Below are 26,871 nucleotides of genomic sequence, written 5' to 3'. Positions count from 1 at the left end.
AATAGGAGAGGATGATTATCTTGATAAATAAAATCAAAATTCATATGGATCAGGAGACATATACGCTAGCGGACGATTTGGTCTATACGCATGTGCCGTTCTGGTACGGAGAAACCCAGCGGCCGCTGCATTTAAGCCTGCTGATGCCGAAACACAGAGAGGGCCATCCGCGGGTGCCTCTGATCGTCTGGATATGCGGCGGAGCATTTCGGAATATGGACCGGAATGTGTGGATTCCACAGCTTACCGGGCTGGCCAAAGAGGGATATGTGATAGCCAGCGTAGAGTACAGGACAAGCCACGAGGCGCCTTTTCCTGCTGCGCTTATGGATATCAAGTCTGCGATCCGTTTTCTAAGAGCCCACGCGCCGGAATTTTGTATAGATGGAGAACGGGTATATATCATGGGAGAATCTGCCGGGGCGACGCTGGCCCTTTTAGCGGGAGTCACCAAAGATACGCAGGAATTTGACCAGGGCGGCTATATGGATTACCCATCGGCCGTGAGTAAGGTGGTGGATTTCTATGGGCTGGCCGATCTGCTTCATGATCCAATCGGGGAAAATATAGAAAATGACAGAGTGATTCAGGATTTTCTTGCGGACGACCCGGACGCATGGGGGAAAAAAGCCAGCGCAATCAACTATATCCGGGATGGAATAGAACTTCCCGAGTTTCTGATTCTTCATGGCAATCAGGATCGAACCGTGCCGGTCAGTCAGAGCGAAAAGCTGTATGAAAGACTAAAAGAAGCCGGACAGAGAGCGGATTTTTATATACTGGAAGGAGCCGGGCATGGGGAAGATGTGTTTTACCAAAAAGAAATAATGGATATCATCCACGCTTTTTTGAGAGGGGACTGGCACATTCCGTCAGAAGAATTGGCCGGTATGTAACAAATGGCGGAAGGGGCCTGTCCCCGGAAGCCGGCATAAGTGGAAAAGCTTCGCTTTCCGTTCAGACAAGTGCGGTAGCGTACCTGCCTGTCCGGGGGAGAGGTTTTTCCTTTAGAGCCGGCATCCGGGGACAGGCCCCTTCCGCCATAAGTATCTTACCGGCCAACTCTTCTGACGGAATGTGCCAGTCCCCTCTCTGGCTATTTGGTGAATTCCAGCACAACGGGGGCGGAGCCGGCGGGGATATCCAGCAGGTCGATTACCAGGTTTCCTTCTGAGATGGCTACATTTGCGCCAAAGTTACCCAGTGTTTTGCGGTAATCGCAGGAAAATGCCGGTTCCGGAATGCGCAGCGTGCTGTTTCCGGCTTTCGGATTCGTGACCAGCAGGAAGATGGAAGAGTCATTCTGCGTGTAGTAGACAATTTCTCCGGTTTCCAGCTCTTCTTTTTGTCGGCTGAAGGGCTTCGTGGAATAGATGGCGGGGCTGTTGACCTCCATCCATTTTCCGAGATAGAGAAGACGGCTTTCCTGTTCTTCGGGAATGGTTCCGTCCGCTTTCGGGCCTACATTGATCAGGAGATTGCCGTTGTAGGCCACGGTGTCGATCAGCAGGGTGATCAGTTCGTTGTGGCTTACATAGTGTTCGTCGGTTTCGACCTGGTTGTATCCGAAGGATAAGCCCATGCCCTGGCAGCATTCCCATTTCTGCTCCAGGAACTTGTCGCCCCGGTGGTACTCTTTGGTTTTGTAATCAAACCAGACATCGTGCCAGCGGTCATTTACCACACCTTCGGGAACGGTATTGTAATAGTGGGCGAAGAGATAGGGGAGATCATCAAGCCCCTTAAGCGGCCAGTCCAGATCGTTCCACAGCACGGAAGGCTCAAAGGTGTCCACCAGCTCCATCATCTGGTTATAGGCAAAGTCGGCGTATCCGTTCGTGATATTGTTCGGATGATGTACTTCATAGTCACTCATCATGGCATTGTGGGTGACGTGCCAGTTTAACATGCCGGAGTAGTAGACGCCGAAGCGCATACCTTCGGAGCGTACCGCGTCGCACAGCTCTTTCATGAGATCGCGGCCGGGGCCCTTTTGATAAGAGTTGTAATCCGTATACTTGGTGTTCCAAAGGCAGAAGCCGTCGTGGTGCTTCGTGGTGGGGATCACATAGCGGGCTCCGGATTTCTTGAACAGCTCCGCCCATTGGGCCGGATCCCAGCGCTCGGCTTTCCACAGATCGGTAAAGGATTCGTAATCGAAATCTGCGCCGTAGGTTTTTACATGATGCTCATAAGTGGGGCCGAATCCGGCGCGCACGGAGTTGCAGTACCATTCTGCGTAGGGGTTATAGGCAAACCACCGCTCGTCAAAGGGGATGGTGCCGAGTTTCCCGGAAGGATATGCCCAGGCGGGGACGGAGTAGAGGCCCCAGTGGATGAAGATGCCCAGCTTGCAGTCATCGTACCATTGGGGTACGGTGTGGGTGCGGATGGAATCCATTTCTGGTTTAAATTTCATGAGTGATTCTCCTTTCAATCGAATACGTTGGTCTATAGTACATGTTGCTTAACAGGCTTCGCGTGGATCGCACAGCGGCAGTAAGGAAGATACCGCGTACGGGGCCCGCTACGGGCAGAGCGTTCCGGCTTTACCTATCTGGTTTCTGTTCGAATTCTTGTTCGCACGCGGTAAACCGGAAAACATTCCAACTCAAAGCGGGGACGCGAATAACCGCGGTCTGGTCTTCCACAGTTCCTCCCGGGCCGGGCGCGGGTGCTACACGAAACGGATCGGACTGCGTATTGCAGGCGTTTACATTATCATGATGCAGCAGGATATGTTCCTTAATGGACAGGGAACCGAAGGAGCGCAGATCCAGCGTTACCGTATGTTCTTCATCAGGGTCCCGGCTGACACAGAACAAAGTGACCTCCCTGCAGACTCCGGTCTGCGCGTCAACGGCCATAACGGCAACCCCGTCCAGATACGGAACCGAGGTATATTTCTTACAGTCGTACAGAGGGGTATCGATCAGAGTCATCAGGACATCCGTATCCTTTGCGTATTTTGCCACATGCATGAAGGGATAGAAGATGGTCTGGGCCCATGCGCCGCCGCCTTTTTCCGTCATGATCGGGGCGATGACGTTGACTAACTGTGCCAGGCAGGAGATTTTGATCCGGTCCGCGTGCTTTAACAGGGTGATCAGCATCAGCCCGACGACCAGGGCGTCTTCAAAGTTATAGACATCCTGTAACAGAGGCAGCGCCTGTCCCCAACGGTCCGCTGCGATCAGCTCTTCGTCCTGTCCTTTGGTGTGATACCATACGTTCCACTCATCGAAGGAGAGGTTCAGTTTCTTTTTCCTGTGTTTCTTCCCTTTCACCGTGTCGCAGATGCAGGCCACCGTGTGGATGAAGTCCTCCATATCCAGCGTGTTGGCCAGAAAACTGGCGGTATCATGTTCCGGGTTTTCATAATACCGGTGCAGGGACACGTAATCGACATAGTCGTAGCACTCGTCCAGCACGGTCAGCTCCCAGTCGCCGAAGGTCTCGATCACAGGACCGGTGGAACCGCATACGACCAGCTCGATACCGGGGTCAACCAGCTTCATGACTTTGGCGGATTCTCTGGCCAGGCGGCCATATTCCTGAGCGCTCTTCTGACCCGTCTGCCAGGCGGCGTCCATCTCATTGCCCAGACACCACAACGGGATGCCGAAGGGCTTCTCGGCGCCGTTTTTGATACGCAGGTCGGACCAGTAAGTTCCGCCGGCATGATTCGCGTACTCCACCACATTCCTGGCGTCGTCGGCTCCGCGGGTGCCCAGATTAACCGAATACATAAGCGACGCGCCGGCTTTTTTACAAAAGGCGGCAAATTCATGGAGGCCCACTTCATTGCTCTCTGTCGTCTTCCAGGCCAGATCCAGACGGCGGGGACGCTGCGAGACAGGACCTACCGAGTCTTCCCAGTGAAAACCTGATACGAAATTGCCTCCGGGATAACGGATCAGGGATATGCCCAGATCCCGGACCATGTCCAGCACATCTTTTCGGAATCCCAGTTCGTCTGCCAGGGGGTGCGATGGCTCATACAGCCCTTCATAGACGCAGCGCCCCAGATGCTCCACAAATGAGCCGAAAAGCCGGTTGTCAATTTTGCCAACTACATAAGATCGATCCAGAATTATTTTCGACGATTTCACAACTCTTCTCCTTCTCCTTATTTTCAAATGAAACAACTTGCACATCTGTGCTTTATATGATAACATAATTGCATAAATAATCCATATCTAAACCAAAAAAGGCACATTTGCTCATATATAGCCGAAAAGTTGCACGATTAAGAGGAGAAGATGATGGAAGCAGTATTGGCAGTTGATGTGGGAACCTCCAATATGAGAGGCATCCTGTATGACCTTGACGGGAATATGATTTTTAAAACATCGGTGGGAAGTATTCCGATCTATGAATCGGATTGTTGTGTGAAACAAAAAGCGGAAGTCTACCGGGACCATCTGACCGAAGTGGTCAGGACATGCGCGGAGGCCGCCGCAAAGAGGGGAATCCCTGTGATCGGGATCACGACCACGGCGCTGAGGTCCTGCGTGCTGGCGGTGGACCGGGAGGGGGAACCTTTAAGTGAGATCGTCATGTGGCAGGACAAACGGGCCGCCGGCGTATGCGAAGAGTTGAAAGACTGTGAAAGACAGGTCTATGAACACACCGGCGTCCGGCTGTATCCCGTATTTTCCGGAGTGAAAGCCGCGTGGATGAAAAGGCAGATGCCGGATATCTATAAGAAAGCCGCGCTGATCGCTACGGTGGCCGATTACCTTCACTATAAAATGACCGGCGTATGGGCCAGTGATTACACTTATGGGAGCCGTACGGGGCTCATGAATATCCGGGATCTGGAATGGGATGATCAGATGCTTCGCCTGTTTGGGCTTGACCGGGAGAAGCTGTGTCCGCTGATCCCGCAGGGCTCGGTTCTGGGCCGTCTGACACCTGCTTTTGCCGCGGCCTGCGGATTGGCGGAGGGAACGCCTGTGGTGACGGCAGGCGGTGACCAGCAGTGCGGGGCCCTGGGAGCCGGCGTGATGGAGAGCGGCAGCGTCCAGGCCACTACGGGAACGGGGGCCTATCTGATCGCCTGCTCCGGGGAACCGGTGCTGGATCCGGATATGCGTTTTCTGTGCAATGTCTCCGCGGTTCAGGGGCAGTACATAGTGGAAGCCAGTATGCTGTCGTCGGCTATTTTATATGAATGGTTCTTCCGGGAGTTTTACGACGAGAAGGAAGAGGGAATACAGAAGGTGAACCGGGAGGCCTGGCAGTCTCCGGTGGGCTCGAAAGGAATCATTGTGCTCCCCTATTTTCAGGGAAGAGGTTCACCGGACTGGAACAGCCGCGCCACCGGAAGTTTCCTGAATGTGACCCTGCAGAATACCAGAGGAGATTTTGCCCGGGCGCTGCTGGAGGGAATCGCTCTTGAGACGGCGGAAAACCTGTCGGTGATAGAGGAATATACGGGGCCGGCATCGAAGGTCTGCCTGTCCGGAGGATTGACGAAGAGCGAGCTGTTCAACCAGATACAGGCGGACGCCTGCGGCCGCACGCTGCTGCTGGGGCAGGACCCGGAGGCTACGGCGAAGGGAGCGTTCTTAAGCGCCGCCATGGCGTTTGGGATTGTGAAAGGGCCTAAGGAAGCGGAAAGGCTGCTGGCCGCAGGGAAAGACAGCTATAGCCCGGTACGGGAGAACACACAGATCTACCGGGAGATGATACAAAAGAGGAAGCGGTTGTACCGGGCGTTAGAGGATGCATGACGGTTTTAGATCCTGAAAACGCGGTAAGGAGGGGAATGAGATGAACAAGAAGGAAATGGTGCAGTTAAGCCTTATGACGGAAGTGGCTTCGATGTATTATGAGAAGGATATGACACAGGAGGAGATCGGGAACCAGCTGTATCTATCCAGGGCCAGGATTTCCCGGATTCTGAAAAAGGCGCACGAGATGGGCGTGGTGGAATTCCGCATCAATCATATCCTGGAGAGGAATCACTCCTTCGAGGAGCGCTTAAAGGAGCGGTTTCATTTAAAGGAAGTGCAGCTCTACAACAGCGGCCAGAAGACGGAAGAGGAAGTAAGGGACGGCGTGGTAAAACTGGCGGCGGCGCTGCTGAAAGAAAAGATCAACCGGAAAATGATCGTGGGAATCTCCTGGGGCGGGACGATCCGCCGGACAGTGGAGGCGATCACCGATGTGGAGGAGATCCCCATCGATATCGTACAGATTATGGGATCGGCGGCTACCACGAATCTGATGAGCAACAGCGACAATATCGCCAACCGGCTGGCATCCAAATACGGTGGTATCGTCTACGGGCTGAACTCCCCGCTGTTTGTGCCGGATATCTATGTGAAAAACCAGATCATGAAGGATAAGAATGTGGCGAGTACCCTGTCGTTGGCTACCCATGCGGATATCGTTCTCACCAGTATCGGTACGCTTGAGAAGGTAACGGACTCCAACCCGTGGCTGGGGTATATGACGAAAGAAATGTTCGACGAGATCCGGGATCAGGGGGCCATCGGCTGCCTGGGCGCCAGGTTTTTCAATAAGGATGGTAAGATTCTGGACAATGCCTGGAACCGCAGATGCGTCGGTATCGAGCTGGAGGACATCCGTAAGATAAAGGAAGTCATAGTGGTGGCTACTGGTGAAGTGAAAGCGGAAGCTCTGCTTGGAGCAATCAAGGGCGGCTTCGTGGATGTGCTGATTTCGGACAGCTCGACAGCGGAAAAAATGGTGAAACTGTCATGAATAGGCTGAAATAATTGAAATAAGCACAAATGTTGCAATAAAAAAGTAACATATGTGCTTATTTTTTAAGCGTATTGCCAAGTAAATGAGAAAATGTTACAATATCTTTGGAGAAAAGGCAAATGAATTGAGCAAATGTGCAATTTCGCCAAATGATTCTGTGGGGAGACAGCAAAGCTTTGTCAGGCGCCGGATAAGACTGCTGTTTCAAAAAAATGAAATAATAATTGATGAAATGCGAAAACGCAGGAGGGAACGGTTGAACAAAGGACGTTCACCCATACCTGTATGTGCTGAAAAACGCACAGAACGGAGGAAAATAATGAAAAAAAGATTACTAGCATGTACATTAGTCTTGACAATGATGGCTTCTATGTTAGCTGGCTGCGGATCCAAAGAGGAAGAAGCTCAGCCTGAGGCTTCCAAAGAGCCTGCAGCGGAGCAGACTCAGGCTCCGGCTGATGCGGATGCAGCTGATGCTGCGGACGGTGCAAAGTTTGATAAAGATGTAACCCTGACCTTCTGGTCTCCTACCTGGCATAAAGATGCGGACGAGCAGGTAATCGCTGATTTCGCGAAGCTCTATCCGAACATCAAGATCGAGCCCACCTTCTATTCTACAGACGATATCAAGACAAACACCAAGGTTGCGGCTTCTTCAGGAACCCTGCCCGATATGTGGTATAACTGGGGCGGATATAACTACGCGAATTACTATGCGTCGGCTGACCTGTGCTACGATCTGTCCGCATATGCAGCGGAACACGATTGGGAAAACAAATACGTGAAATCCGCGCTGGATCTCTGTAAAACAGATGACGGCAAGATCATTGCCTTCCCTCAGGTTTACACCGGACTGGTATTGTGGTACCGGACAGACATTTTTGATAAATACGGCCTGAAAGTTCCGACCACATTTGAAGAACTGGAACAGGTATGTGCAACCCTGAAAGAAAACGGCCAGGCATCCTTCTCAACAGGCGGATGGCACATTTTCAGATATCTGGAAGCCCTGCTTGAGTACTATGCAGGACCGGAAGAACATGACGCATTAAACGCACTGGAAGCAGACTGGTCCAAATCAGAAGCAGTGACCAATGCATTTGCAAAATTAAAAGACTGGGGCGACAAAGGCTACTTCATCGACGGTTATGTAACAGAAGACGCCAACAACGCCAAGATGTATGTATTCAGCGGCAGCAGCGCAATGGTAATGGATAATTCCGGTATGGCCTCCGATGTCGTGGCGAACGGATATGACACATCCCAGTATTCCTTCTTTGCACTGCCTACCGGACAGGATGGAAAAACCGGAAGAATCTCTTCCTATGTAAAAACTACACAGTTCAACAAGAACCTGACCGATGACCAGTTTGAAGCAGCTATGCTGTTCTGGGATTACTACTACAGTGACGAAAGCCTGGCAGCCCATGCATCCATTGAGCAGCCCACCGCTGTAGCAGGCGCGAAACTTTCCGATTCCATGGCACTGGCAGACGGCCTTCTGGAAATGATCGACGAAGCCGGAAGCTATACCACCACCGACCAGAACGTTCCGAACGAAATCATGGATGTTGTATTCGCTACGGAAGAGGCGGTATTGCTGGGAAGCATCGAACCCTCTCAGGCAGGTGCGCAGATTCAGGCTGCCATTGATTCTTACAAAGCGGCAAATAAGTAATATAGGCAGATGAATATATGCAGGGCCTTTGCTGTTTCAATAGGAGTCCTATTGAAGGGCAAAGGCCCGCGTATTAACACAGATGGGAGGTTCACAAGTTGAAGACGAAGGAACGGCTGAAAACACTATCTTTTTTGGCTCCGGCTTTGATCATCTATTTTATCATCATTGTTTTTCCGACCTTTTATTCCGTGATCTTAAGCTTTTTTGACTGGAACGGAATTTCAGAGAAAAAATTCATAGGCATCAAAAACTATGTGAATTTATTTACAAACGACGCGGTCTTTCGGATTGCCCTGAAAAATAATATCATATGGATTGTCCTGACCGTCTGTATCACAGTGGTACTGGCGCTGCTCCTGGCACTGGTGCTGAATAATCGTTTTAAAGGGCGTATCGTTTACAGGTCGATCTTCTATTTCCCTTACATGCTGTCCTGGATCATCGTAGGTATTATCTGGAAATGGATGTATAACCCCAACTTCGGTATGATCAATACATTCCTGGACGCGCTGGGACTGGATTCCTTAAAGGGCGCCTACCTGTCCAATCCAAAGATCGCGCTGTACTGTGTGTTCATCGCGGCGCTGTGGCAGGGCCTTGGCCAGCCGATGTTATACTTCCTGGCAGGACTGCAGACTATGTCGTCGGATGTCCTGGAAGCGGCCAGAATTGACGGAGCCGGAAAGTTCAACCTGTTCATCCGGGTCATCGTCCCGATGCTGAAAGAAACCTTCGTTATCGTGCTGGCAACACAGATCATCGCATCCATGAAGGTGTACGATATTGTCTATGTAATGACGGACAGCGGGCCGGCGAATGCCACGCAGACACTGGCCACGTACATGTATAACCAGACCTTCTCTTACAACAGCCTGGGGGCAGGAAGCGCTGTCGCTACGGTTATGATGGCGATCATGATGGTGATCATTGTTCCGTATGTAATATACTCCACAAAAGAAGACTAGATGGGAGCGGTGGAAAGTGAAGAAAAAAAGTATTAAGAAAATCCTCTTTTATATCGTGCTGACACTGGTAGCGTTGATCTGGGTCATTCCTCTGGTCATGCTGTTCCTGTCTGCAATCAGAAGCACCAGTGAATTCTTTTCAAACCTGAATCTGTTTTCCATCCCGGATACGATTCAGTGGAGTAACTTCTCGAAAGCATGGACAAACGGAAATCTCGGCAGATTCATGGCAAACGGTATCATGGTATGTCTGATCAAGGTTCCGCTGGGAGTGCTGATCTCTTCGATGTGCGCATTTGCATTGACAAGAATGAAGCTTCCCCACAGCAACGCGCTGTTTATCTTTATCCTGGTCGGAATGATGCTGCCGGTACAGATGGCGCTGATTCCGTTAAATATTATGTACTCCAGACTGCATCTGAATAATACATATCTGTGCCTGATCTTTACCTATATCGGTTTTGGAATTCCATTGGGAACACTGGTCTTCCGCGGATTTTTCCGATCCATACCGAATGAACTGGATGAGGCGGCGGCCATCGACGGATGCGGAAAATACAGGCTTTACGCCAACATAATCATGCCGGTAGCAAAACCAGCTGTGGCGACTATGTTTATCCTGGATTTCCTGAACACCTGGAACGAATTCTTACTCCAGAGCGTACTGATTACCAAGGATACCATGAAGACGGTACCCAACGGGCTTTTGAGCTTTATGGGAGAATTCAGTACGGATTACGGTCTGTTAAGCGCAGGTGTGCTGGTTTCCATCATACCAATCCTGATTATTTACATTGTGTTCCAGCGTCAGTTCGTGGAAGGAATGGCTGGAGCCGTTAAGGCGTGACAATGATTTACGATGAATACGACTATAAGATACCGGAAGGGAAAAGAATCCGGCTGATTATCGATTCCGATGTAAAAAATGAGGCCGATGATCCCTATGCGATCATACATGCGCTGCTCAGCCCCAAATTTGACAACCGGGGGATCGTGGCCGCTCACTTTGGCAGTGTGCGAAGCCCCCACAGTATGCAGGATAGTGATACGGAATTAAAGCATATTTTACAATTGATGGGATTACCGGAGGGGCTGGCTCATCCGGGCGCAAGTAAGCCTTTGACACAGCGGAACGGACAGCTGATCACGGACGGCGTTGCAGCGGTTCCGGGACAGAAGCCCCCATCGGACGGCGCGCGGTTTATCATAGAGGAAGCGCTTCGGGAAGATACAAAGGAGCCGTTATACGTGGTGTGTATGGGACCGCTGACCGATATGGCCCTGGCCTGGATCTGCGAACCGTCCATCGCCCAGAAGCTGACCTGTATCTGGATCGGCGGCGGGGCGTATCCCTACGGTGGTTTTGAATATAATCTGAGCAATGATATTCTGGCGGCGCAGACCGTCATGCATTCCGACCTGCCTTTGTGGCAGATCCCCAGGGATGTCTATTCGGAAGTACTGGTTTCTATGGCGGAGCTTCAGTACAAGGTAAAAGGGTGCGGGATCTTGGGCAGATATTTGTTTGAACAGCTGGAACAGTGCAGTCATACGCCCGCTTCCATGGCCACCAACCGGACCGGAGAATTCTGGTGCCTGGGTGACTCGCCGGGGATCGGGGTGCTGCTGGCCGACCAGTTGTTTGGATATGAATGGAGAAAAGCGCCTGGTATCCGGCCTGATATGACCTACACAGAGGAGCCGGACAACCGTGAGATCAAAGTATACCACCGCGTGAACAGCCGCTACATACTGGAGGATTTCTTTGCTAAATTAGCTCTGTATGCACAGCGGCAGGGCACAAAGTGATGTAAGACGGTGTAATCGGACATATCGGACATAGAAATATTTGTATTTACATAATGGAAGAGCGCATAAAGAATGAAAGAAATGAGGAGGCAGACTATGGCAAAAATAGACGAAATCACCAGGGAAAGCTGGATTATGAGCAGCTGCCCGGAATGGGGAACCTGGTTAAATGAAGAAATTGAGGAAGAGGAAGTTCAGCCCGGAAACGTGGCGATGTGGTGGCTTGGCTGCACCGGACTGTGGGTAAAAACCCCGGGCGGCTGCAACATCAGCATCGACCTGTGGTGCGGCAACGGCAAGAGGTCCAAGCAGAATAAATATATGGCCAAGGGACACCAGATGGCAAACATGTGCGGCGGAAGGCTGTTGCAGCCGAATCTGCGGGCCACGCCCTTTGTGATCGATCCCTTTGCGGTAAAGCATGTGGATGCGGTGCTGGCGACTCATTATCATCAGGACCATATGGATCCCAACTACGCGGCTGCGGTGCTGCGCAATGTGGAGGAGAAAGTCCCCTTCATCGGGCCGAAGAAATCCATCGAGCTGTGGCGTTCCTGGGGAGTTCCGGAGGACCGCTTCATCGAAGTGAAACCCGGAGACAGCGTTAAGATCAAAGATATTGAAATCTTGGCTCTGGAATCCTTTGACAGAACCTGTCTGGTTACCACCAACGGGGAAGAGGACATTCGGCATACCTGCCCCGATGACATGGACGAAAAAGCGGTGAATTACCTGATCAAAACCCCGGGCGGCAACATTTACCACAGCGGCGACAGCCACTATTCCATCTATTTCGCAAAACACGGCAAGGACCACAAGATCGATGTGGCTTTTGGCTCCTACGGTGAGAATCCTGTGGGGATCGCGGACAAGATGACTTCCTGCGATATCCTGCGGATGGGCGAAGCCCTGAACTGCCAGGTGGTGATTCCGATCCATTATGACGTATGGACGAATTTCATGGCAGACACCCGGGAGATCGAAGTGCTCTACGAGATGAAAAAATACCGTCTGAACTATCAGTTCCATCCGTTTATCTGGGAGGTAGGGGGAAAATATGTATACCCCGCCGACAAGGAAAAACGCCAGTATCATCATGACAGAGGTTTTTCCGACTGCTTTATCGAAGAACCCAACACGCCGTTCCGGTCGATTCTGTAATCCGGCGGAAGAGGGAGGTAAAGATGAAATTTCAGAAAAAAGTCCTGACAGATATGGAACGGTGTTACAGCGTCACCGTAATGCCGGAGGATAAAATAGATTATGCCTTTTTTGCCACTGAGGGCAAAGCCGGCGGCTGTGTGGCCTTCGACTGCGGCACTTTTGAACAAAAGAAGACCGTGTGGGAGGAACCGGGCGGAACCATGAGCATGGTGCCGTTAGGGGAAGAAAAAGGCTTCCTGGCGGTACAGAAGTTCTACCGCCTGTACGACTGGGAGGAAGCAGAGCTGGTCTGGTGCCGGAAGGAAGCGGACGGATACCGGGTACAGGAATTATTTACCCTTCCCTATCTTCACCGGTTTGATGTGCTCACCGGCGCGGACGGTAACTATCTGATCTGTGCGACACTGGCGGATCACAAAGCCACGCGGGAGGACTGGTCGCTGCCCGGCCATCTCTATGTGGCCAAGCTGCCGGAAGATCTGAACGACGGGATTACACTCACCCCCCTTCCGGTGGAGATCCACCAGAACCACGGTTTTTGCAAAAAAACAGCGGACGGCAAGGATACCGCATACATCGCCGGACGGGAAGGCGTATTCCGCGTGACGCCCCCTAAGAGCGCCGTTTCCGACTGGACCATTGAGAAGATCTTAGACCGTGCCGCCAGCGATATCGACCTGATCGACATTGACGGGGACGGTGTGGAAGAACTGGCGGTGATCGAGGAATTCCACGGCTGCTATTATCGGATCTACAAAGAGGAAAACGGCAGTTACCGGCAGGTGTTCGAGCACCCGGAAGTCACGGAATTCTACCATGTAGTGAAAAGCGGCAGCCTGAATGGCCGGCCGGTATTCATCGGCGGCTGCAGGAGGGGAAAGCAACAGCTCTTCCTGATCTCCTGGGATGCGGATGCGCAGGAATTCCGGATTCACACGGTGGATGAGAACGCGGGCCCCAGCAACGCCATGATCTATAACGGCGCGGATGCGGATTATATCCTGTCCGCCAACCGGGAAGCCGCCCAGGCAGTTATCTATAAAGTTATACCATAAGATCGATTTGGGACATGTCCATTTCGGTTTGGGACATGTCCGTTTCGATCTGGACATGTCCCAGATCAGTTTGGGACATGTCCATTTCAGTCTGGACATGTCCCAAATTAATTTGGACATGTCCCCAATTGCACCTAAAGGAGACAAACATATGTTGTATAAGCAGTCTTATAACACCCCATTTTCACAGGAGCTGTTCCAAAATCCCACCAGCGAATACCGGGCCGCTCCTTTCTGGTCCTGGAACTGTAAACTGGATACCGAGGAACTGCGCAGGCAGATAAGGGATCTCCAGGAGATGAAATTCGGCGGCTTTTTCATGCACGTGAGAACCGGAATGGATACCCCGTATCTGAGTGAGGAATATATGCAGATCGTGCAGGAATGTGTGGAGGAAGCCAAAAAGAGGCGGATGCTGGCCTGGCTCTATGATGAGGACCGCTGGTCTTCCGGCGCGGCCGGAGGAATCGTGACGCAGGATGAGCAGTACCGGCAGAAATATCTGCTGTTTACGCCCTGGTCCTATGAAGAGCTGGGAGGTATGGAAACACCGGGCGGATTCCTGTCGCAGCCCCTTAGAAATGGCAAGGGGACCCTTCTGGCCCGATATGAGATTGAATTGGACCGGCAGGGATGCCTGGCCGGATACCGGCTGCTGCAGGACGGCGAACAACAAAGGGGAGATATATGGTATGCCTATCTGGAAACCGCCCAGCCCAATCCCTGGTACAACAACCAGACCTACAGCAATACCCTGGACAAGCGGGCTGTGGAGCGGTTCCTGGAAGTGACCCATGAGCGCTATAAAAGCAGAATCGGGGAGGACTTCGGGGAATCTGTACCCGCAGTTTTTACCGATGAACCCCAATTCTCCAGAAAGCATACGCTGAACTTCGCCGGAAGTAAAATGGATGTGACGCTGCCCTGGACCGACGATCTGGAAGATACGTATCGCGAAGCCTATGGCGGCAGCCTGATCGAAAAGCTGCCGGAACTGATCTGGGAACTGCCGGATCAGGGGGTGTCTGTAACCAGATACCGTTATCACGATCATGTGGCGGAGCGCTTTACCTCGGCCTTTGCCGATACTTACGGGGAATGGTGCCGCAGCAATCATCTGCTGTTAACGGGACATCTGATGGAGGAACCGACTCTTGAATCCCAGTGCGCGGCTCTTGGGGAAGCGATGCGTTCCTACCGTGGCATCGACATCCCGGGCGTGGATATGCTTCGTTGGGATCTGGAATATGCCACCGTGAAACAGGCCCAGTCCATGGCGCATCAGTGCGGCCGGGAAGGCGTTATGAGCGAGTTATATGGGGTGACCGGCTGGACTGCGGATTTCCGGGATTATAAGCTGCATGGAGATTGGCAGGCGGCCCTGGGGGTTACCCTGCGGGTACCGCATCTTTCCTGGGTTTCTATGGAAGGCGAGGCCAAGAGGGATTTCCCGGCCACCTTCGGATATCAGTCTCCCTGGCACCGGGAGTTTGGATATGTGGAAGATCATTTCGCGCGGGTGAACACGGCGTTGACCAGGGGAAAAGCAGTCGTGCGGGTCGGCGTGATACATCCGATTGAGAGCTACTGGCTGCACTGGGGGCCTTCCGATCAGACGGCGGATATCCGGCAGCAGATGGATGAAAACTTCGAAAATGTGACGGAATGGCTGCTGTTCGGCGGAATTGATTTTGATTATATCTGCGAGTCCCAGCTGCCGTTCCAGTGTCCGGAGGGCAAAGCGCCGCTGCAGGTAGGAGAAATGAGCTACGATGCCGTCGTGGTTCCCGAGTGCGAGACTCTGCGCGCGAGCACATTGGAAAGATTGGAAAAATTCCGGGATCAGGGCGGCCGTCTGATATTCATGGGAAAATGCCCCCGCTATATGGACGCGGTAGTCTCAGACCGGCCTGCAGCCCTCTATGATCAGGCTGATAAGGCGGGACAGGTGATTATGTTCGAACGGCAGGACCTTCTGGCTGCCTTAGATGACTTCCGGGAAGTGGAGTTAAGAGAAGCGGACGGAACCCGGACTACGAATCTTTTGTATCAGCTTCGGATGGACGGACAGGAAAAATGGCTGTTTATTGCCCGGGGAACCGAGCCTTATAACAAAGATATCCCCCGAAAGAGGGAAATCAGGCTGCGGATCAAAGGGCTCTATGCACCGGTTCTATTCAATACCCAGAATGGACAAGAAGAATCCATTGCCTTCCGCCACGTAAATAATTGCACGGTCATTACCTATTATTTTTATGATTACGACAGCTTGCTGCTGAGGCTTCTTCCGGTAGAGTCCTCAGACAATAGTGCGGCAGAAAATCCTGTAGATGGCAATCGGGCTGTTGGGATGAAAGCGGATGAATACGACGGCAGCGGAAGAGAAGAGCGGCGGCTGCCGGTAGAAGCCCTGACCTCTTTTACCTTGTCGGAGCCAAATGTGCTGGTTCTTGATAAAGCCTGGTTCCATTTGGACGAGGAAGATTTTAGCGGGGAAACCGAGCTTTTCCGGGCAGATAATCTTTGCAGAAAAAAATTAGGCTGGCCCAGGAGAGGGGCGGCGCTGGCGCAGCCATGGACCATAGAAAAAGAGGTGATATCCCATAAACTCCATCTGCGCTTCCAGGTGGAAAGCGAGATCGCATATGAGAGTCCCTATCTGGCCATCGAGCATCCGGAACAGGCGCAGATCGTCTGGAACGGGGAGGAAGTGGGGGCCTGCGACGCGGGCTGGTATGTGGATCGGGCCATACGCAGGATTCCTCTTCCCAGGCTGAGGGAAGGTGCTAATATACTGGAGCTTACGATCCCGTTCGGCAAGCGTACCAACACGGAATGGTGCTACCTTTTGGGTGACTTCGGTGTACAGGTATGCGGAAGCAGGAAACGGATCACGGCTTTTCCGCAGCAGATAGGATTTGACGATATTACGAGACAGGGACTTGCTTTCTATGGAGGGGCGGTCACTTACCGGATAAGACTATGCAGCGGGGGCGGGGACTTGCGGGTGCGGATTCTGCATTACCGGGCCAATGTGCTGCACGTGCGAATGGATGGGCAGGATTTTGGAGCGCTGGCCTATCCGCCTTATGAGGCGGAACTGGGCAGACCGGCAGCCGGGGAACATATGCTTGAGATAACCGCGTATATCTCCAGACAGAATGCGTTCGGCGCCTTACACCAGGCGGACAGCGAGGATAAATGGTGCGGCCCGGACGCCTGGCGGACGGCTGGGGACGCCTGGACGGACAGCTACCGCCTGGCAGCGGCCGGACTTTTGTCGGAGCCTGTAGTTATTGAGAGCTTGGTATGAGCCTCTGACAGTATGTGCGTAAAAGTCGGGCAGGTAATTGAAACAGGAGTAAAAGTTACGAAGGCTTGAGCTGTATCCGGGAGACTAGTAGTCCGTTCTTCAAGTCCTTGTGCATATAGCATCCGCTATTCACGCCAGGTGCACGATTGCGAAGCTAGCCGTAGGACCCGCTACGCCGTCGCTTCGCAATCGCACACCTGACGCGAAGATCAGGTACTCTATGCACAAGGACTTGAAGAACAGACTACTAGTATGAATGATTCACAGAAGAGGGGAGCTATAAGGGCAGCCTGTAATTTACTATTTTTTCCGCTGCGCAAACAACCATGGAAATAAATCCTTCTCTCTGTATGCCAACTACTCTTAATACACGTTCTACGGGCGGATTTGCAGCGAATGCTTGTCCGCCATTCTATCTTACTTTCCGGCCATAGCCGCCCTCAGCATAACATCATTGAGCGTGCGGACCATAAGCTGCCTTCTCAGATCCTCCGAATCCGAAATGCCTTCGCATTCAACTTTTTTCACCTCTATAGTTCGGCTTTCTCCCGCCGGCAAGTCAAAATAATTATCGGAAAAAATACAGTCGCCTTCTGACGTATCAAATCCGACCGCCTTTGCAAAATGTTTGGCGGTCACTTCAATGACATAACTGCTCCCCGTTTCTTTAACCTCCCAGGAAAGCTCCGGCTCCGAGAAGTAAAATTCCCTTGGAAGTACAAACAAAACCGTGCCCCTTTCTACATTTCCGTTATGTTTCCACTCGAAAAACAGATAAGCAGATTTTTTTTCTATCCTGTTTAACATCCTGGAATAGTCAAGATATACCAACGAAGCACTTTCACCCGCTGACAGATGGGCCGATTTCTCGCCCTGGTCCAGTATCTTTCCATCTTTTCCATATAATTTCCATCGGAGTTGACCGTTACATTCCATCGCAGTTTCATTGGAAACCCACAGCGAGACATTGGTATCCTCTTCCCTGGCGCTTACCAGCACAGGCGCATAGAACCGCCGTATAAAATATTGAAGCGCCTTCCATCTGCCGTAATAATCAATTCCCGACCAGCTCACGACCGGCCAGCAGTCATTGAGCTGCCACAGCATGATCCCTCTGCAATATTCGTTATCACGCCTGAAATGTTCCACGGAATACCGCATAATCTCTCCGGCCTGAAGCTGTGACAAAAAGACATAATCTTCAAAGTCCTTTGGAATCAAATAGTCGCGCTCCATATACAGTTCGATTGTTTCGTTTCCGCCGGCGCATTTCTGATGGGCATACATCACCGGGGTATAAGGCAGCCTGTCCTGTGGCTCTGTGAAAGAAGCGATGGTCTTCATGGAAGGATAGCTTTGGAACCCCATTTCTGTTACAAAACGACTGCGCATGGTCCGTATTTTCTGATAGGGGGCATTTCCGTTATATTGCAGATAATAATGCAGATCCCCATCCTTTGCATAGTCGAAAAAGGCAGTGACTTCTCCCGGTGCCTTGGCGGACGGAGAGGAATGGACATAGTCCGTATCCGGTGCATAACGACTGCACAGCTCTGGAATCATCTCTAAAAATAATGGTTCATAATTGGCCCAAAGAGCCTTCCTGACTGCTTCCGGTAATGGGTCCTTACCGGAACCGAACAGTTTGCGAAGCGCCGTGGTCTCGGGATCTGTTGCGCCTGTCACTGTGTAGATACAGTCGATTTCATTATTTCCGCAGTATAGCCCGATGCAGGCATGATGGGCTATCCGCGCCAGATTGTCCTTCAGCTCTTGCTTCACATTTTCCATATATTCAGGGGATATCTGATAAAAGGAACAGGCGAACATGAAATCCTGATAGATCAGTATCCCATTTTCGTCACATAAATCATAAAATTCCTCCGGCGGGTAATAAGCCCCTCCCCACACGCGGATGCTGTTCACATTGGAACGCAGGCAGTTCTCTATCAGCTTCTTATAGCGGCTGCCGTCTGTCCTTTGTATGACCGAGTTCTCGATGATCATATTTTCACCCCTGCAGAACACAGGTAAATGATTGATTACAAAGGAGTATTTCGCGCCGTCACCATCTTCCGAACGATTCAGCTCTATCGTCCGCAGTCCGATCCGCTGCTCCCTGCTATCTAAAACCATGCCCTGCATCATTAGTTCGGTGCACAGCCTGTACAGCGGCTGCCCGCCATGACCTGAGGGCCACCAGAGCCTGGGATGTTCCACTTCAAAGTATACCGTGCCTCCGGCAGCGCATTCCCGGGTTTCCAGCTTTGCACCATCCGGTTCGGTCAGAGTGAGCCGGAAAAGAAGGTCCTGCGCTCCCCGGCAGACGGGCTGTGCTTTTACAATAACTTTTCCATTCATATGTTCCTGATGTATAATTACGGTCTCTATGGTTCCTTTTTCATATCCTTCGATCATAATATCACGCCAGATGCCCGAATCCGGCAGCGACAGCCCCCAATCCCAGCCGAACATACATGCAGCCTTCCGAAGCGCTGTATAGGGCTTCCCAATCCCGGACGGATGTTCTTTCAAATAAGGTGCCGGCGCGCGAAAATAAATCGAGATCTCGTTCTCTCCCTGTCTCAAAAACGGCTTCACATCAAAGAGCCATGTGCGATGCATATTATCGGCATTACCAACAACTGCTCCATTCAGACGAATTTCCGCCAACGTATCCAAACCATTGCAATGAAGTACAATCTGTTCCTGCTTTAACAAATCTTCTTCTGCCGTGAAACTTCTTTCAAAAATGTAATCCCGATCCAGTATCTCCTGTATCTTTTTCTCATTATCCCGCCAAAAAGGATCAGGCATCGCTCCATGCTCCAGCAGTGTGGCTGCCACGGTTCCCGGAACAACCGCATCCCAGATGTTTTCGCACCCTGCAGCACGCATTTTCCATTTACCGTTTAAATACAATGTCATCATGTCTATACACTCCTATTAAAATTTGTGCCGGAACGAAGCTTTTGCCTCCTCTTTGGACATTTCACCGTTGTTGCAGCGGATCATCAGTGCCACATCCGGGTCTCTCAGCTTATAACAAAACAACATGATAAAGATAGAAATAATCCCTCCGATCAATGGAGCAAGGCCAAACAGTGCCCAAAGGCCGTTAATGGTTCCGGTACCCTGGACCACGCCTTCTCCTGCCACAAATCCGACAGCCGCCACACCAAACATACCCAGGGCTCCCGTCAGCGCCACGACGATTTTATTGGTAAACGCTTTCGTTGCAAAAGCGATGCCTTGATTTCTCTCCCCGTTGCGGAACTGGCCATATTCTACACAATCGGCAACGAACATGATCGCCGTAACCGCACTGATTCCAGAAAAAAGGCTTTTCCCCATATAAAGAATGATCACGAACACTGTATTTTCATACCCCACAAAATACATTACTGTCGTAAACACCAGAGCAATGATACGGGCCGTGATATTCAGCTTGAATTTCTCCATCTTGCTGATCATTTTAGGAATCAGCAGAGCTATCATCAGGATGGGAAGTGCGGAGGACAAGGTAAGGAGTGTGATATAAGATTCGCTGCCCAGACAGTGAATCGCCACATATGCCAGCAAGGTATTGCCAAAATCCGTCAGGGCGCTGACAATGGAGGCCAGCGTAAAAATCAACAGATATTTATTATGAACCAGACTCATAAAAATTTCCTTAATGGAGACTTCCTTTTCTGCTTTCCCGCCATACCTTTCTTTTGCCTTGCCGGGCAATGGCATCATTGTGACCAGGCAAAGTACGCCCAAAATTAAAATGGTCAAAGGCCACCCTATAGCTGGATAGAGCAGCGGAACCAAAATGGCCACCAGAATCCCGCCCAAATATACGCAAAATGAGTTCAGGGAATACAATTTATTCCTTTCTTCCTGATTTTCCGTCATGGCAGTAACGATTGCATTCATCGGCACATCATACATGGTATATGCCGTGTCCCACAAAATATAAGCCGCCGCGGACCAGATGATCTTTACCTGAATGGATGCGCCTGATGGTATGATAAACAGCAAAACCGTTGTTATGGGAATGGTAAGACCGGCGATACGCAGCCACGGTCTGTATCTTCCTTTTTTTAAATTGACCTTGTCCACAATGACACCAAAAACCGGATCGTTAATGGCGTCCCAGACCTTTGCAAACACAAAGATCAGGCCAACCATGGCCGCCGGAATCCCCAAATCCGTCATAAATAATTGCAGAAAACTCATAATCACATAATAGGACAAAATAGCGCCAAAGGCATACAATCCATAACTGCCCCTCTCACCTTTCGATGTCGTAAATTGTTTTTTACCCATACGTTCCTCTCCTTTACCTCAAAAATATTCTCCCGCCTGACAGGCATATTTGGATAATGTGTACATGATTACCTTTTGTAATTGAATTTTATCATCGGTTTTGTTACTATTATTGTATAAATCTCATTAAAATAGTATAAAGGTAATATAATTATGTCGCAAAAAAAAGAAATGAATCAATTTATCCGGGAATCTATCCTCAGCGGTTACCGCCACCATTCTTTTTCCATAGAACGCGAGTTGTCGGATTTTTATCTGAAGGGACGTGGAGACAGTTCTCTCGAGGACATCCTGCGTATAGACACCTATGCGGATGTTCTTGCCCCCGGCCGGATACGGGCGGTGAAAAACACACTCATCTGTCTGATTACGGTGATCAGCCGTTCATCCATACGAAATGGGGCTGACTCTGAAATCAGTTTTTCCATGAGTGATTTTTTTATCAATGAGGTAGAAAAGCAAAAGACAGAAGCGGAATTGCAGGTGCTTCTGAAAGAAATTCTGAGCCGCTTCCGGGAATTGGTAGATGAAGCGCAGCAGCAAAAATATCCCTATCCGGTGGCGAAAGCGATACGCTATATCAATGCTAATCTCTATGGCAGCTGTACAGTGGAAGGGGCGGCAAAGTTTACCGGCTGCAACCCCAAATATCTCGCGGCCCTTTTCCAACAGGAACTGGGAATGAGTCCTAAGGAGTATGTGCGGCGTGAGAAAATGAGAGAAGCCCTGACACTCCTCACTCATGACCGCCTGTCCGTAAATGAAACCGCTGATATTCTCGGGTATTGCAATGCCTCCCACTTTATCAGGGAGTTTAAACGGTTTTACGGGAAAACACCCAGACAATATGTAATGTGGTAAAAAAGAGTACTATCCTTACTGGGCCGGTGCGTCCCTTATTCCTTATCCCAGGCCCGATATTTATATGGGTTCGTATCATACTTCTCTTTAAAAATCTTGGAAAAATAGCTCAGATTCTGGTACCCGACCTGACGGGCGATATCCGAGACCTTCCGGTCGGTATTCTTCAGAAGCTCCTCCGCGATTTTCAGTCTGTAGTTAGTCAGATATTTATTAAAAGAAATCCCCACTTCATTTTTAAACAATCGGCAAAAATATTCCTGGTTAATGTTCAAAACGTCTGTGATATCAGAAATCTTCTCAATTACCGCATAATCTTTCCGAACCCGGATAATAGCGGTTTTCACATAGTCAGAATATCCGGAATACGTATTCAGAAAACTGATGGTGCTGCCTGACAGGAACGAGTAAATATGTTCTTTAAATTCCCGGAAGTTATCGGCGTTTTTTAATTTGGAGATAGCGGCATGGCATAGCTTTTCCGTATTGGCAAAGCCCTGTCCCAGCGCGATCAGCTTATAATTATTAATGATTTCCCGAAATATTTTCCGGATCTGGTAGATCTGCGGCGGATGTTCGGTTTCCAGGTAGGAAAGGAGCAGTTTGATCTTACTCTGCGCTTCGTGAAAGCGCTGGGAAGATATCTCATAGATAATCTCCTGGAAACTTTTCTGCAGCGTATCCTGCCAGATGTGGTAGGCTTTCGCATTGGCCTGATAAACCGGAGGGACAGGCGGATCTGGGACAAGTGGATTCTTTTTTGTGTCATCCTCCATATAGAAGCGCATATTGTGCAGGAGCAGGCTGACAGACAACTCCTCGGCGAATTCCAGGTCTCCGGTTACCGGACCAGAAGTACCAATGGGACGCTGAAGCAGGTTCGACATCTGGCCGGTGACCTTTTCAAACACATCGTACAGATACAGGCGGCTGGAGGAAGCGGGCAGATAGAAGACAGCTGCATGGTAGCCCTGTTTCCATTCGTGCTCCCGGATAACCAGGGAGAAAGATTCAAAGCACCGTTCCCCCAGCTTCACGGACAGGGGACCAAGCTCCGGGGCAGCCTCATAGGTCAGGATAAAATAAGGGCCCGAAGGGACCGCCAGACCTTCCTGGGCGATCCATTGATTTAATTCACCGGGGGTGAAGCGGATAAAATCCCCGGAAGCCGCTTTGGGGACGGGAACCGCAACTGGCTGTTCGCCGGCTTTTTTCATACACCCGGAGATGATTTCCCGGAGGCTTTCTTTGGTGATCTCCGTCTTCAGGATAAACTGGTCCGCATTATAGTTCAGAGAATCCCTGGCATATTCAAAATCATTGTGGCTGGTCAGCATGACAACCATTGTTCGCGGCACCACTAGCTTGATCTGCCGCAGTAGTTCGATCCCGTCCATCATGGGCATCTTGATATCCGTGAACACCAGCTGCGGTCCGTGCTGCCGGAAACATTCCAGGGCATCCCGGCCGTTCGCCGCGATTCCGACGATTTCCACCGGAAGTCCGGTCTCCCGGATTACATATTCGATCCACTCCCGGATCGGCAGTTCATCATCTACAATCATAACCTTTAACATAGGAATTCCCCCCTGTTGCATTAAGAGTCAGGTAGCTTCGTTCTCAATCCTGGGATGCAGGATCCTTATCCGGGTGCCGCAGCCCTCTTGGCTGTCGATGGTAATCCCGTAAGAAGGACCGAAGTGAAGCAGCAGCCGGTCTGATATATTTCGGATCCCGATCAGGTTCGAATGCTGATTACTGGGTACCAGATCCCCGTCCCACAGCCTGTTTAACTGCTCTGCATTCATTCCGATTCCGTTATCGATAAGCGTAATCTGAAGGTCGTCCCCCTGCGGGCAGATGCTGAGTGTAATCTGTCCCCGGTATCCGATATCAGAGAAGCCGTGGAAGATGGAATTCTCGATCAGAGGCTGCAGCATCATCCGCAGGATCCGCAGGGAACAGAATTGTTCCGGCACATCTGTGATAAAATCAAATATATCCCCATACCGGTATTTCTGAAGCGTGATATAATTTTCCAGAAAATTCAGCTCGTCCGACAAAAGCATAAATTTGTTGGTATAGGACATGGTATTTTTTAATATCACCGTAAATGCGTCAATGACGCCCAGCGCCCGGTCCTTTTGTCCCATATCCACCATGCATTTGACCGAAAAAAGTGTATTATAGATAAAATGCGGATTCATCTGGGCCAGCATGGCCTGCAATTCCACCTGGCGTTTGGACTCCTCTTTCAGCTTGATGTCCTCCACCAGCATGTTAATCCGGCCCAGCATATAATTACACTCATCAGAGATCGTGTTAATTTCAGCCCAGCCCCGGACATTAAAATTCTCCGGCGCCTCATCGCTTCCCACCTTTTCCAGCTGCTGGCACAGGTTGGACAGCGGTTTTACGATTTTACTGGACAGATAGTAAGAGAGCGTAATAATTACCATAAATACCACAAACCCGAAGATAATTACGATATACTGAATGGATGCCAGCGGTCTTAGGACCACTTCCAGCGGGATTTCCTCGATCATTACCCAGCCAAGCGTGGAGTTCTCGCATTTTGAAAACAGGAACTTTTCCTTATTCTTATCTATGATCTGGAAGCTGGTGTCTCCGAAAATTTTACCAAAGCGGTCCATATTATAAAAATTGATGGACAGCATGTCCTTGTTGTTGTGCGAGATGATGGTTCCCTTCTGATCTATGATATAGATGGAATTGTTGTTATTGATCAGGCTCTCGTAGGTAGCCGACAGATTTGACTCTTTGACATTTAACAGGAAGATGCCCAGCTGTTCGCCGGTATCCTGATTCAGAATCGAATATGCCATGGAAAATACATACTGCGGCTTCTCTGAGAAATTCCGATGCGTGGAGATCAGAACCGGCTGCCCTTTGGCAGCGATAATATCCGCGTACCACAGTTTCTTCTGATACATATCAATCGTGCGCCCGGACGGATATCCATCAGTGGAATAGGTGAAACCGTTATTCAGCGCTATTGTATAATAAAAGTCAATGTTGGTGGCGTCGATGGTCTTCTGCAGAATGCCGTCCAGGGTATCCATGGAATGGATAATATTGAGCTGTTCCTCTGCGGACAGTTCTCGGGTATAATCAAGATCAGACCGGTTAAATGGCAGATTATAATAATAGAAGTTACTGACTACATTCACCGTCTGAAGGATGGAGCTGGTCCGTTCCGAGATCTGTTCCAGCACATCCACCCTGGAGGAGGCCAGCTGTTTGGTTATATTTTTGGAATAGATACTATAGGAAAAAACTACCATTAAAAAGGTAGAGAGAAAAACTAAAAACAAGAAACTAAATAATAAAACCTGCTTTAACTGAAAATTTTTCTTTAATATTTTAAATATTTTCATACATCACCTGTCAGAAGCCTGCGTTTGAGTAGTTGTGAAAATTACTGTTAAAAATTATAACATTGACGGAAAAGAGAGTCAAATTTGTAGAAAAATGTCAGAATAGTGTTAATTAATTTGTACAAATAGTAATATATTAGAAAATGCCAATCAGAATTAATGGTAATCGGGAGAAAAGTGGTCAGCCAGGTTTCATTACACAGGAGGCTGCAGAAGCTATAATGAATTTACAACGTACGCAGAAGACGTACAGGAAAAGAAAACATTTAAATTACAAGGTACGAGGAGGAAAGTTTCATGAGAAAGAGGAAATTATTAGCTCTAACCCTGGCAGTCGCGATGTCAGCTGCCGTATTTACCGGATGCAGCCTGAAGCCATCATCAGACTCCGGACAGACCACACCGGCCGCCGCATCGGAAGGTGCCAAAGAGACCGCAGACGCATCCGGCAGCCAGGACGCTGAGGACGCTTCCGCGGATCAGGCTTCCGGTGATCTGAAACCTTTGCGGGTAGCAGTCCAGCCTTACTATAACGGTATGCAGATGGCCTACATCCTGGATCAGAAGTTAGATGAACAAAATGGAATCAAGATCGAGCCGATCCTGTTCTCCAACGGAGCTACCCAGAACGAAGCCCTTTCCGCAGACCTGTGGGATGTATCCATGACTGGCGGCGCGTTCGTATTCGGTGTAGCCAACTATGACGCGAAAGTTGTGGGCAGCCATATCGACGGAACCGGCGGAAATGAACTCTATGTCAGACCGGACAGCCCCATCGCCCAAGTAAAAGGTTACAACCCCACATACCCGGATGTTCTGGGAAGCCCTGAGACCGTAAAGGGAGCCAAGATCATCATGGCCACCGGAACCACCTCCCAGCTGTGCGCGGTAAAATGGCTGGAAGCCGTAGGAGTGCAGGAAGAAGACGTGGAGCTTGTAAACATGGAATACGCAGCCGGCTATCAGGCATTCTTAGCGGGCCAGGCCGATGCGGTCGTGCTGGTATCACCCTATTGCTACGACGCTCCGGAACAGGGCTGGGTGAAAGCAGCGGACCTGATTAATCTGGATACCCCCAACTACGAAGAGATCGTCGCTTCCAAGTCCGCGTACGAGAGCAAAAAGGAGGAAATCCAGACCTTCCTGAAACTGGTCTATATGGCGAATGACGCACTGGAAGCTGATCCCGACAAAAAAGTGGAATATACAATGAAATGGTATGCCGACAATGCCAACGAAGTAACCGAAGAAAGCGCCAAGGCAGAATGCGACTTAAAGCCCCTGATCACCTCCGAGAAAGCCAGAGAGATCGAGATGGGAGTCTACGAGAAAAACTATGCGGAATTCATGGTCATGATCGATAAGCTGGATTCCTCCCAGGTACAGACGGTGGTTGACAACGTAAAACCCGAGTTGATGAAAGCGGCCCTGGAATCCATGAAATAACTGTCAAAAGGGGGACATGTCCAAACCGGTTTGGGACATGTCCCGACTGAAATGGACATGTCCCAAACTGAAATGGACATGTCCCCGACTGGAATGGACATGTCCCAAATCGATTTGGACATGTCCC

18 protein-coding genes are annotated in these 26,871 nt (G+C 50.3%); 12 read left to right on the top strand and 6 right to left on the bottom strand.

The features are described 5' to 3' along the window. The first annotated feature begins 20 nt into the window (after positions 1-20). Entirely contained in the window at positions 21-896 is an 876-nt protein-coding gene (locus tag KTH90_RS11155) for an alpha/beta hydrolase (protein ID WP_238726803.1), read from the top strand. 200 nt (positions 897-1,096) lie between these two features. Here KTH90_RS11155 and KTH90_RS11150 read toward each other — a convergent pair whose 3' ends face one another. Beyond that, positions 1,097-2,419, bottom strand: coding sequence for an alpha-L-fucosidase (locus tag KTH90_RS11150; RefSeq protein ID WP_158352481.1), 1,323 nt, complete (start codon positions 2,417-2,419; stop codon positions 1,097-1,099). 130 nt (positions 2,420-2,549) lie between these two features. Beyond that, positions 2,550-4,112, bottom strand: a complete 1,563-nt coding sequence (arfA, locus tag KTH90_RS11145; protein WP_238726802.1) for an arabinosylfuranosidase ArfA — start codon at positions 4,110-4,112, stop codon at positions 2,550-2,552. A gap of 150 nt (positions 4,113-4,262) precedes the next feature. Between arfA and KTH90_RS11140 the strand changes: the two genes are divergently transcribed. The 9 genes from KTH90_RS11140 to KTH90_RS11100 all read left to right on the top strand — a co-directional run bounded on the left by KTH90_RS11140 (position 4,263) and on the right by KTH90_RS11100 (position 16,725). Beyond that, positions 4,263-5,738: an FGGY-family carbohydrate kinase gene (locus KTH90_RS11140; RefSeq protein ID WP_238726801.1), complete on the top strand. Its 1,476-nt coding sequence runs from the start codon at positions 4,263-4,265 to the stop codon at positions 5,736-5,738. A gap of 40 nt (positions 5,739-5,778) precedes the next feature. Next, the gene (locus KTH90_RS11135) at positions 5,779-6,735 is read left to right on the top strand and encodes a sugar-binding transcriptional regulator (RefSeq protein WP_158346997.1); all 957 of its coding nucleotides are present in this window, start codon (positions 5,779-5,781) and stop codon (positions 6,733-6,735) included. A gap of 322 nt (positions 6,736-7,057) precedes the next feature. After that, positions 7,058-8,416, top strand: coding sequence for an ABC transporter substrate-binding protein (locus KTH90_RS11130; RefSeq protein ID WP_238726800.1), 1,359 nt, complete (start codon positions 7,058-7,060; stop codon positions 8,414-8,416). Between the two features lie 98 nt (positions 8,417-8,514). Beyond that, positions 8,515-9,384 carry a carbohydrate ABC transporter permease gene (locus KTH90_RS11125; RefSeq protein WP_158346995.1) on the top strand — a complete coding sequence of 290 codons (870 nt, stop codon included), beginning with the start codon at positions 8,515-8,517 and terminating at the stop codon, positions 9,382-9,384. A gap of 16 nt (positions 9,385-9,400) precedes the next feature. Further along, entirely contained in the window at positions 9,401-10,231 is an 831-nt protein-coding gene (locus KTH90_RS11120; protein WP_238722159.1) for a carbohydrate ABC transporter permease, read from the top strand. Positions 10,232-10,233: 2 nt separating this feature from the next. Continuing rightward, positions 10,234-11,193 (top strand): nucleoside hydrolase, encoded by a 960-nt coding sequence (locus KTH90_RS11115; protein ID WP_158352546.1) that lies wholly within the window; start codon positions 10,234-10,236, stop codon positions 11,191-11,193. Between the two features lie 96 nt (positions 11,194-11,289). Next, positions 11,290-12,354, top strand: coding sequence for an L-ascorbate 6-phosphate lactonase (gene ulaG, locus KTH90_RS11110; protein WP_158346993.1), 1,065 nt, complete (start codon positions 11,290-11,292; stop codon positions 12,352-12,354). 23 nt (positions 12,355-12,377) lie between these two features. After that, on the top strand, positions 12,378-13,412 hold the full coding sequence (locus KTH90_RS11105) for a hypothetical protein (RefSeq protein WP_238726799.1): 1,035 nt from the start codon (positions 12,378-12,380) through the stop codon (positions 13,410-13,412). A 151-nt stretch (positions 13,413-13,563) separates the two neighbouring features. Further along, complete coding sequence (locus KTH90_RS11100) at positions 13,564-16,725, top strand: glycosyl hydrolase (RefSeq protein ID WP_238726798.1); 3,162 nt, start codon at positions 13,564-13,566, stop codon at positions 16,723-16,725. A gap of 417 nt (positions 16,726-17,142) precedes the next feature. Here KTH90_RS11100 and KTH90_RS11095 read toward each other — a convergent pair whose 3' ends face one another. After that, entirely contained in the window at positions 17,143-19,656 is a 2,514-nt protein-coding gene (locus tag KTH90_RS11095) for a beta-mannosidase (RefSeq protein ID WP_158352477.1), read from the bottom strand. 15 nt (positions 19,657-19,671) lie between these two features. Further along, complete coding sequence (locus tag KTH90_RS11090) at positions 19,672-21,039, bottom strand: MFS transporter (RefSeq protein ID WP_238726797.1); 1,368 nt, start codon at positions 21,037-21,039, stop codon at positions 19,672-19,674. A 153-nt stretch (positions 21,040-21,192) separates the two neighbouring features. Between KTH90_RS11090 and KTH90_RS11085 the strand changes: the two genes are divergently transcribed. Continuing rightward, on the top strand, positions 21,193-21,900 hold the full coding sequence (locus KTH90_RS11085; protein WP_158352475.1) for a helix-turn-helix domain-containing protein: 708 nt from the start codon (positions 21,193-21,195) through the stop codon (positions 21,898-21,900). Positions 21,901-21,935: 35 nt separating this feature from the next. Here KTH90_RS11085 and KTH90_RS11080 read toward each other — a convergent pair whose 3' ends face one another. Both KTH90_RS11080 and KTH90_RS11075 read right to left on the bottom strand, forming a co-directional pair. After that, a complete protein-coding gene (locus KTH90_RS11080; RefSeq protein WP_238726796.1) occupies positions 21,936-23,477 on the bottom strand; it encodes a response regulator in 1,542 nt (513 codons plus the stop codon). Positions 23,478-23,504: 27 nt separating this feature from the next. Further along, positions 23,505-25,298: a sensor histidine kinase gene (locus KTH90_RS11075; protein WP_158352473.1), complete on the bottom strand. Its 1,794-nt coding sequence runs from the start codon at positions 25,296-25,298 to the stop codon at positions 23,505-23,507. 297 nt (positions 25,299-25,595) lie between these two features. Between KTH90_RS11075 and KTH90_RS11070 the strand changes: the two genes are divergently transcribed. Continuing rightward, entirely contained in the window at positions 25,596-26,744 is a 1,149-nt protein-coding gene (locus tag KTH90_RS11070; RefSeq protein WP_158352472.1) for an ABC transporter substrate-binding protein, read from the top strand. The last annotated feature ends 127 nt before the right edge of the window (positions 26,745-26,871 follow it).

The sequence above is a fragment of the Diplocloster modestus genome, assembly GCF_019042245.1.
GTDB lineage: Bacteria > Bacillota > Clostridia > Lachnospirales > Lachnospiraceae > Diplocloster > Diplocloster modestus.
This window is presented reverse-complemented; position numbering and strand designations above follow the sequence as displayed.

What these genes read in the sequence shown, in the direction of transcription:
- KTH90_RS11085 (WP_158352475.1), top strand. Translation starts at nt 21,193, where the DNA reads ATGTCGCAAAAAAAAGAAATGAATCAATTTATCCGGGAATCTATCCTC.
- KTH90_RS11095 (WP_158352477.1), bottom strand. Translation starts at nt 19,656, where the DNA reads ATGATGACATTGTATTTAAACGGTAAATGGAAAATGCGTGCTGCAGGG.
- ulaG (WP_158346993.1), top strand. Translation starts at nt 11,290, where the DNA reads ATGGCAAAAATAGACGAAATCACCAGGGAAAGCTGGATTATGAGCAGC.
- KTH90_RS11080 (WP_238726796.1), bottom strand. Translation starts at nt 23,477, where the DNA reads ATGTTAAAGGTTATGATTGTAGATGATGAACTGCCGATCCGGGAGTGG.
- KTH90_RS11140 (WP_238726801.1), top strand. Translation starts at nt 4,263, where the DNA reads ATGATGGAAGCAGTATTGGCAGTTGATGTGGGAACCTCCAATATGAGA.
- KTH90_RS11100 (WP_238726798.1), top strand. Translation starts at nt 13,564, where the DNA reads ATGTTGTATAAGCAGTCTTATAACACCCCATTTTCACAGGAGCTGTTC.
- KTH90_RS11115 (WP_158352546.1), top strand. Translation starts at nt 10,234, where the DNA reads ATGATTTACGATGAATACGACTATAAGATACCGGAAGGGAAAAGAATC.
- KTH90_RS11090 (WP_238726797.1), bottom strand. Translation starts at nt 21,039, where the DNA reads ATGGGTAAAAAACAATTTACGACATCGAAAGGTGAGAGGGGCAGTTAT.
- KTH90_RS11150 (WP_158352481.1), bottom strand. Translation starts at nt 2,419, where the DNA reads ATGAAATTTAAACCAGAAATGGATTCCATCCGCACCCACACCGTACCC.
- KTH90_RS11070 (WP_158352472.1), top strand. Translation starts at nt 25,596, where the DNA reads ATGAGAAAGAGGAAATTATTAGCTCTAACCCTGGCAGTCGCGATGTCA.
- KTH90_RS11130 (WP_238726800.1), top strand. Translation starts at nt 7,058, where the DNA reads ATGAAAAAAAGATTACTAGCATGTACATTAGTCTTGACAATGATGGCT.
- KTH90_RS11135 (WP_158346997.1), top strand. Translation starts at nt 5,779, where the DNA reads ATGAACAAGAAGGAAATGGTGCAGTTAAGCCTTATGACGGAAGTGGCT.
- KTH90_RS11105 (WP_238726799.1), top strand. Translation starts at nt 12,378, where the DNA reads ATGAAATTTCAGAAAAAAGTCCTGACAGATATGGAACGGTGTTACAGC.
- KTH90_RS11075 (WP_158352473.1), bottom strand. Translation starts at nt 25,298, where the DNA reads ATGAAAATATTTAAAATATTAAAGAAAAATTTTCAGTTAAAGCAGGTT.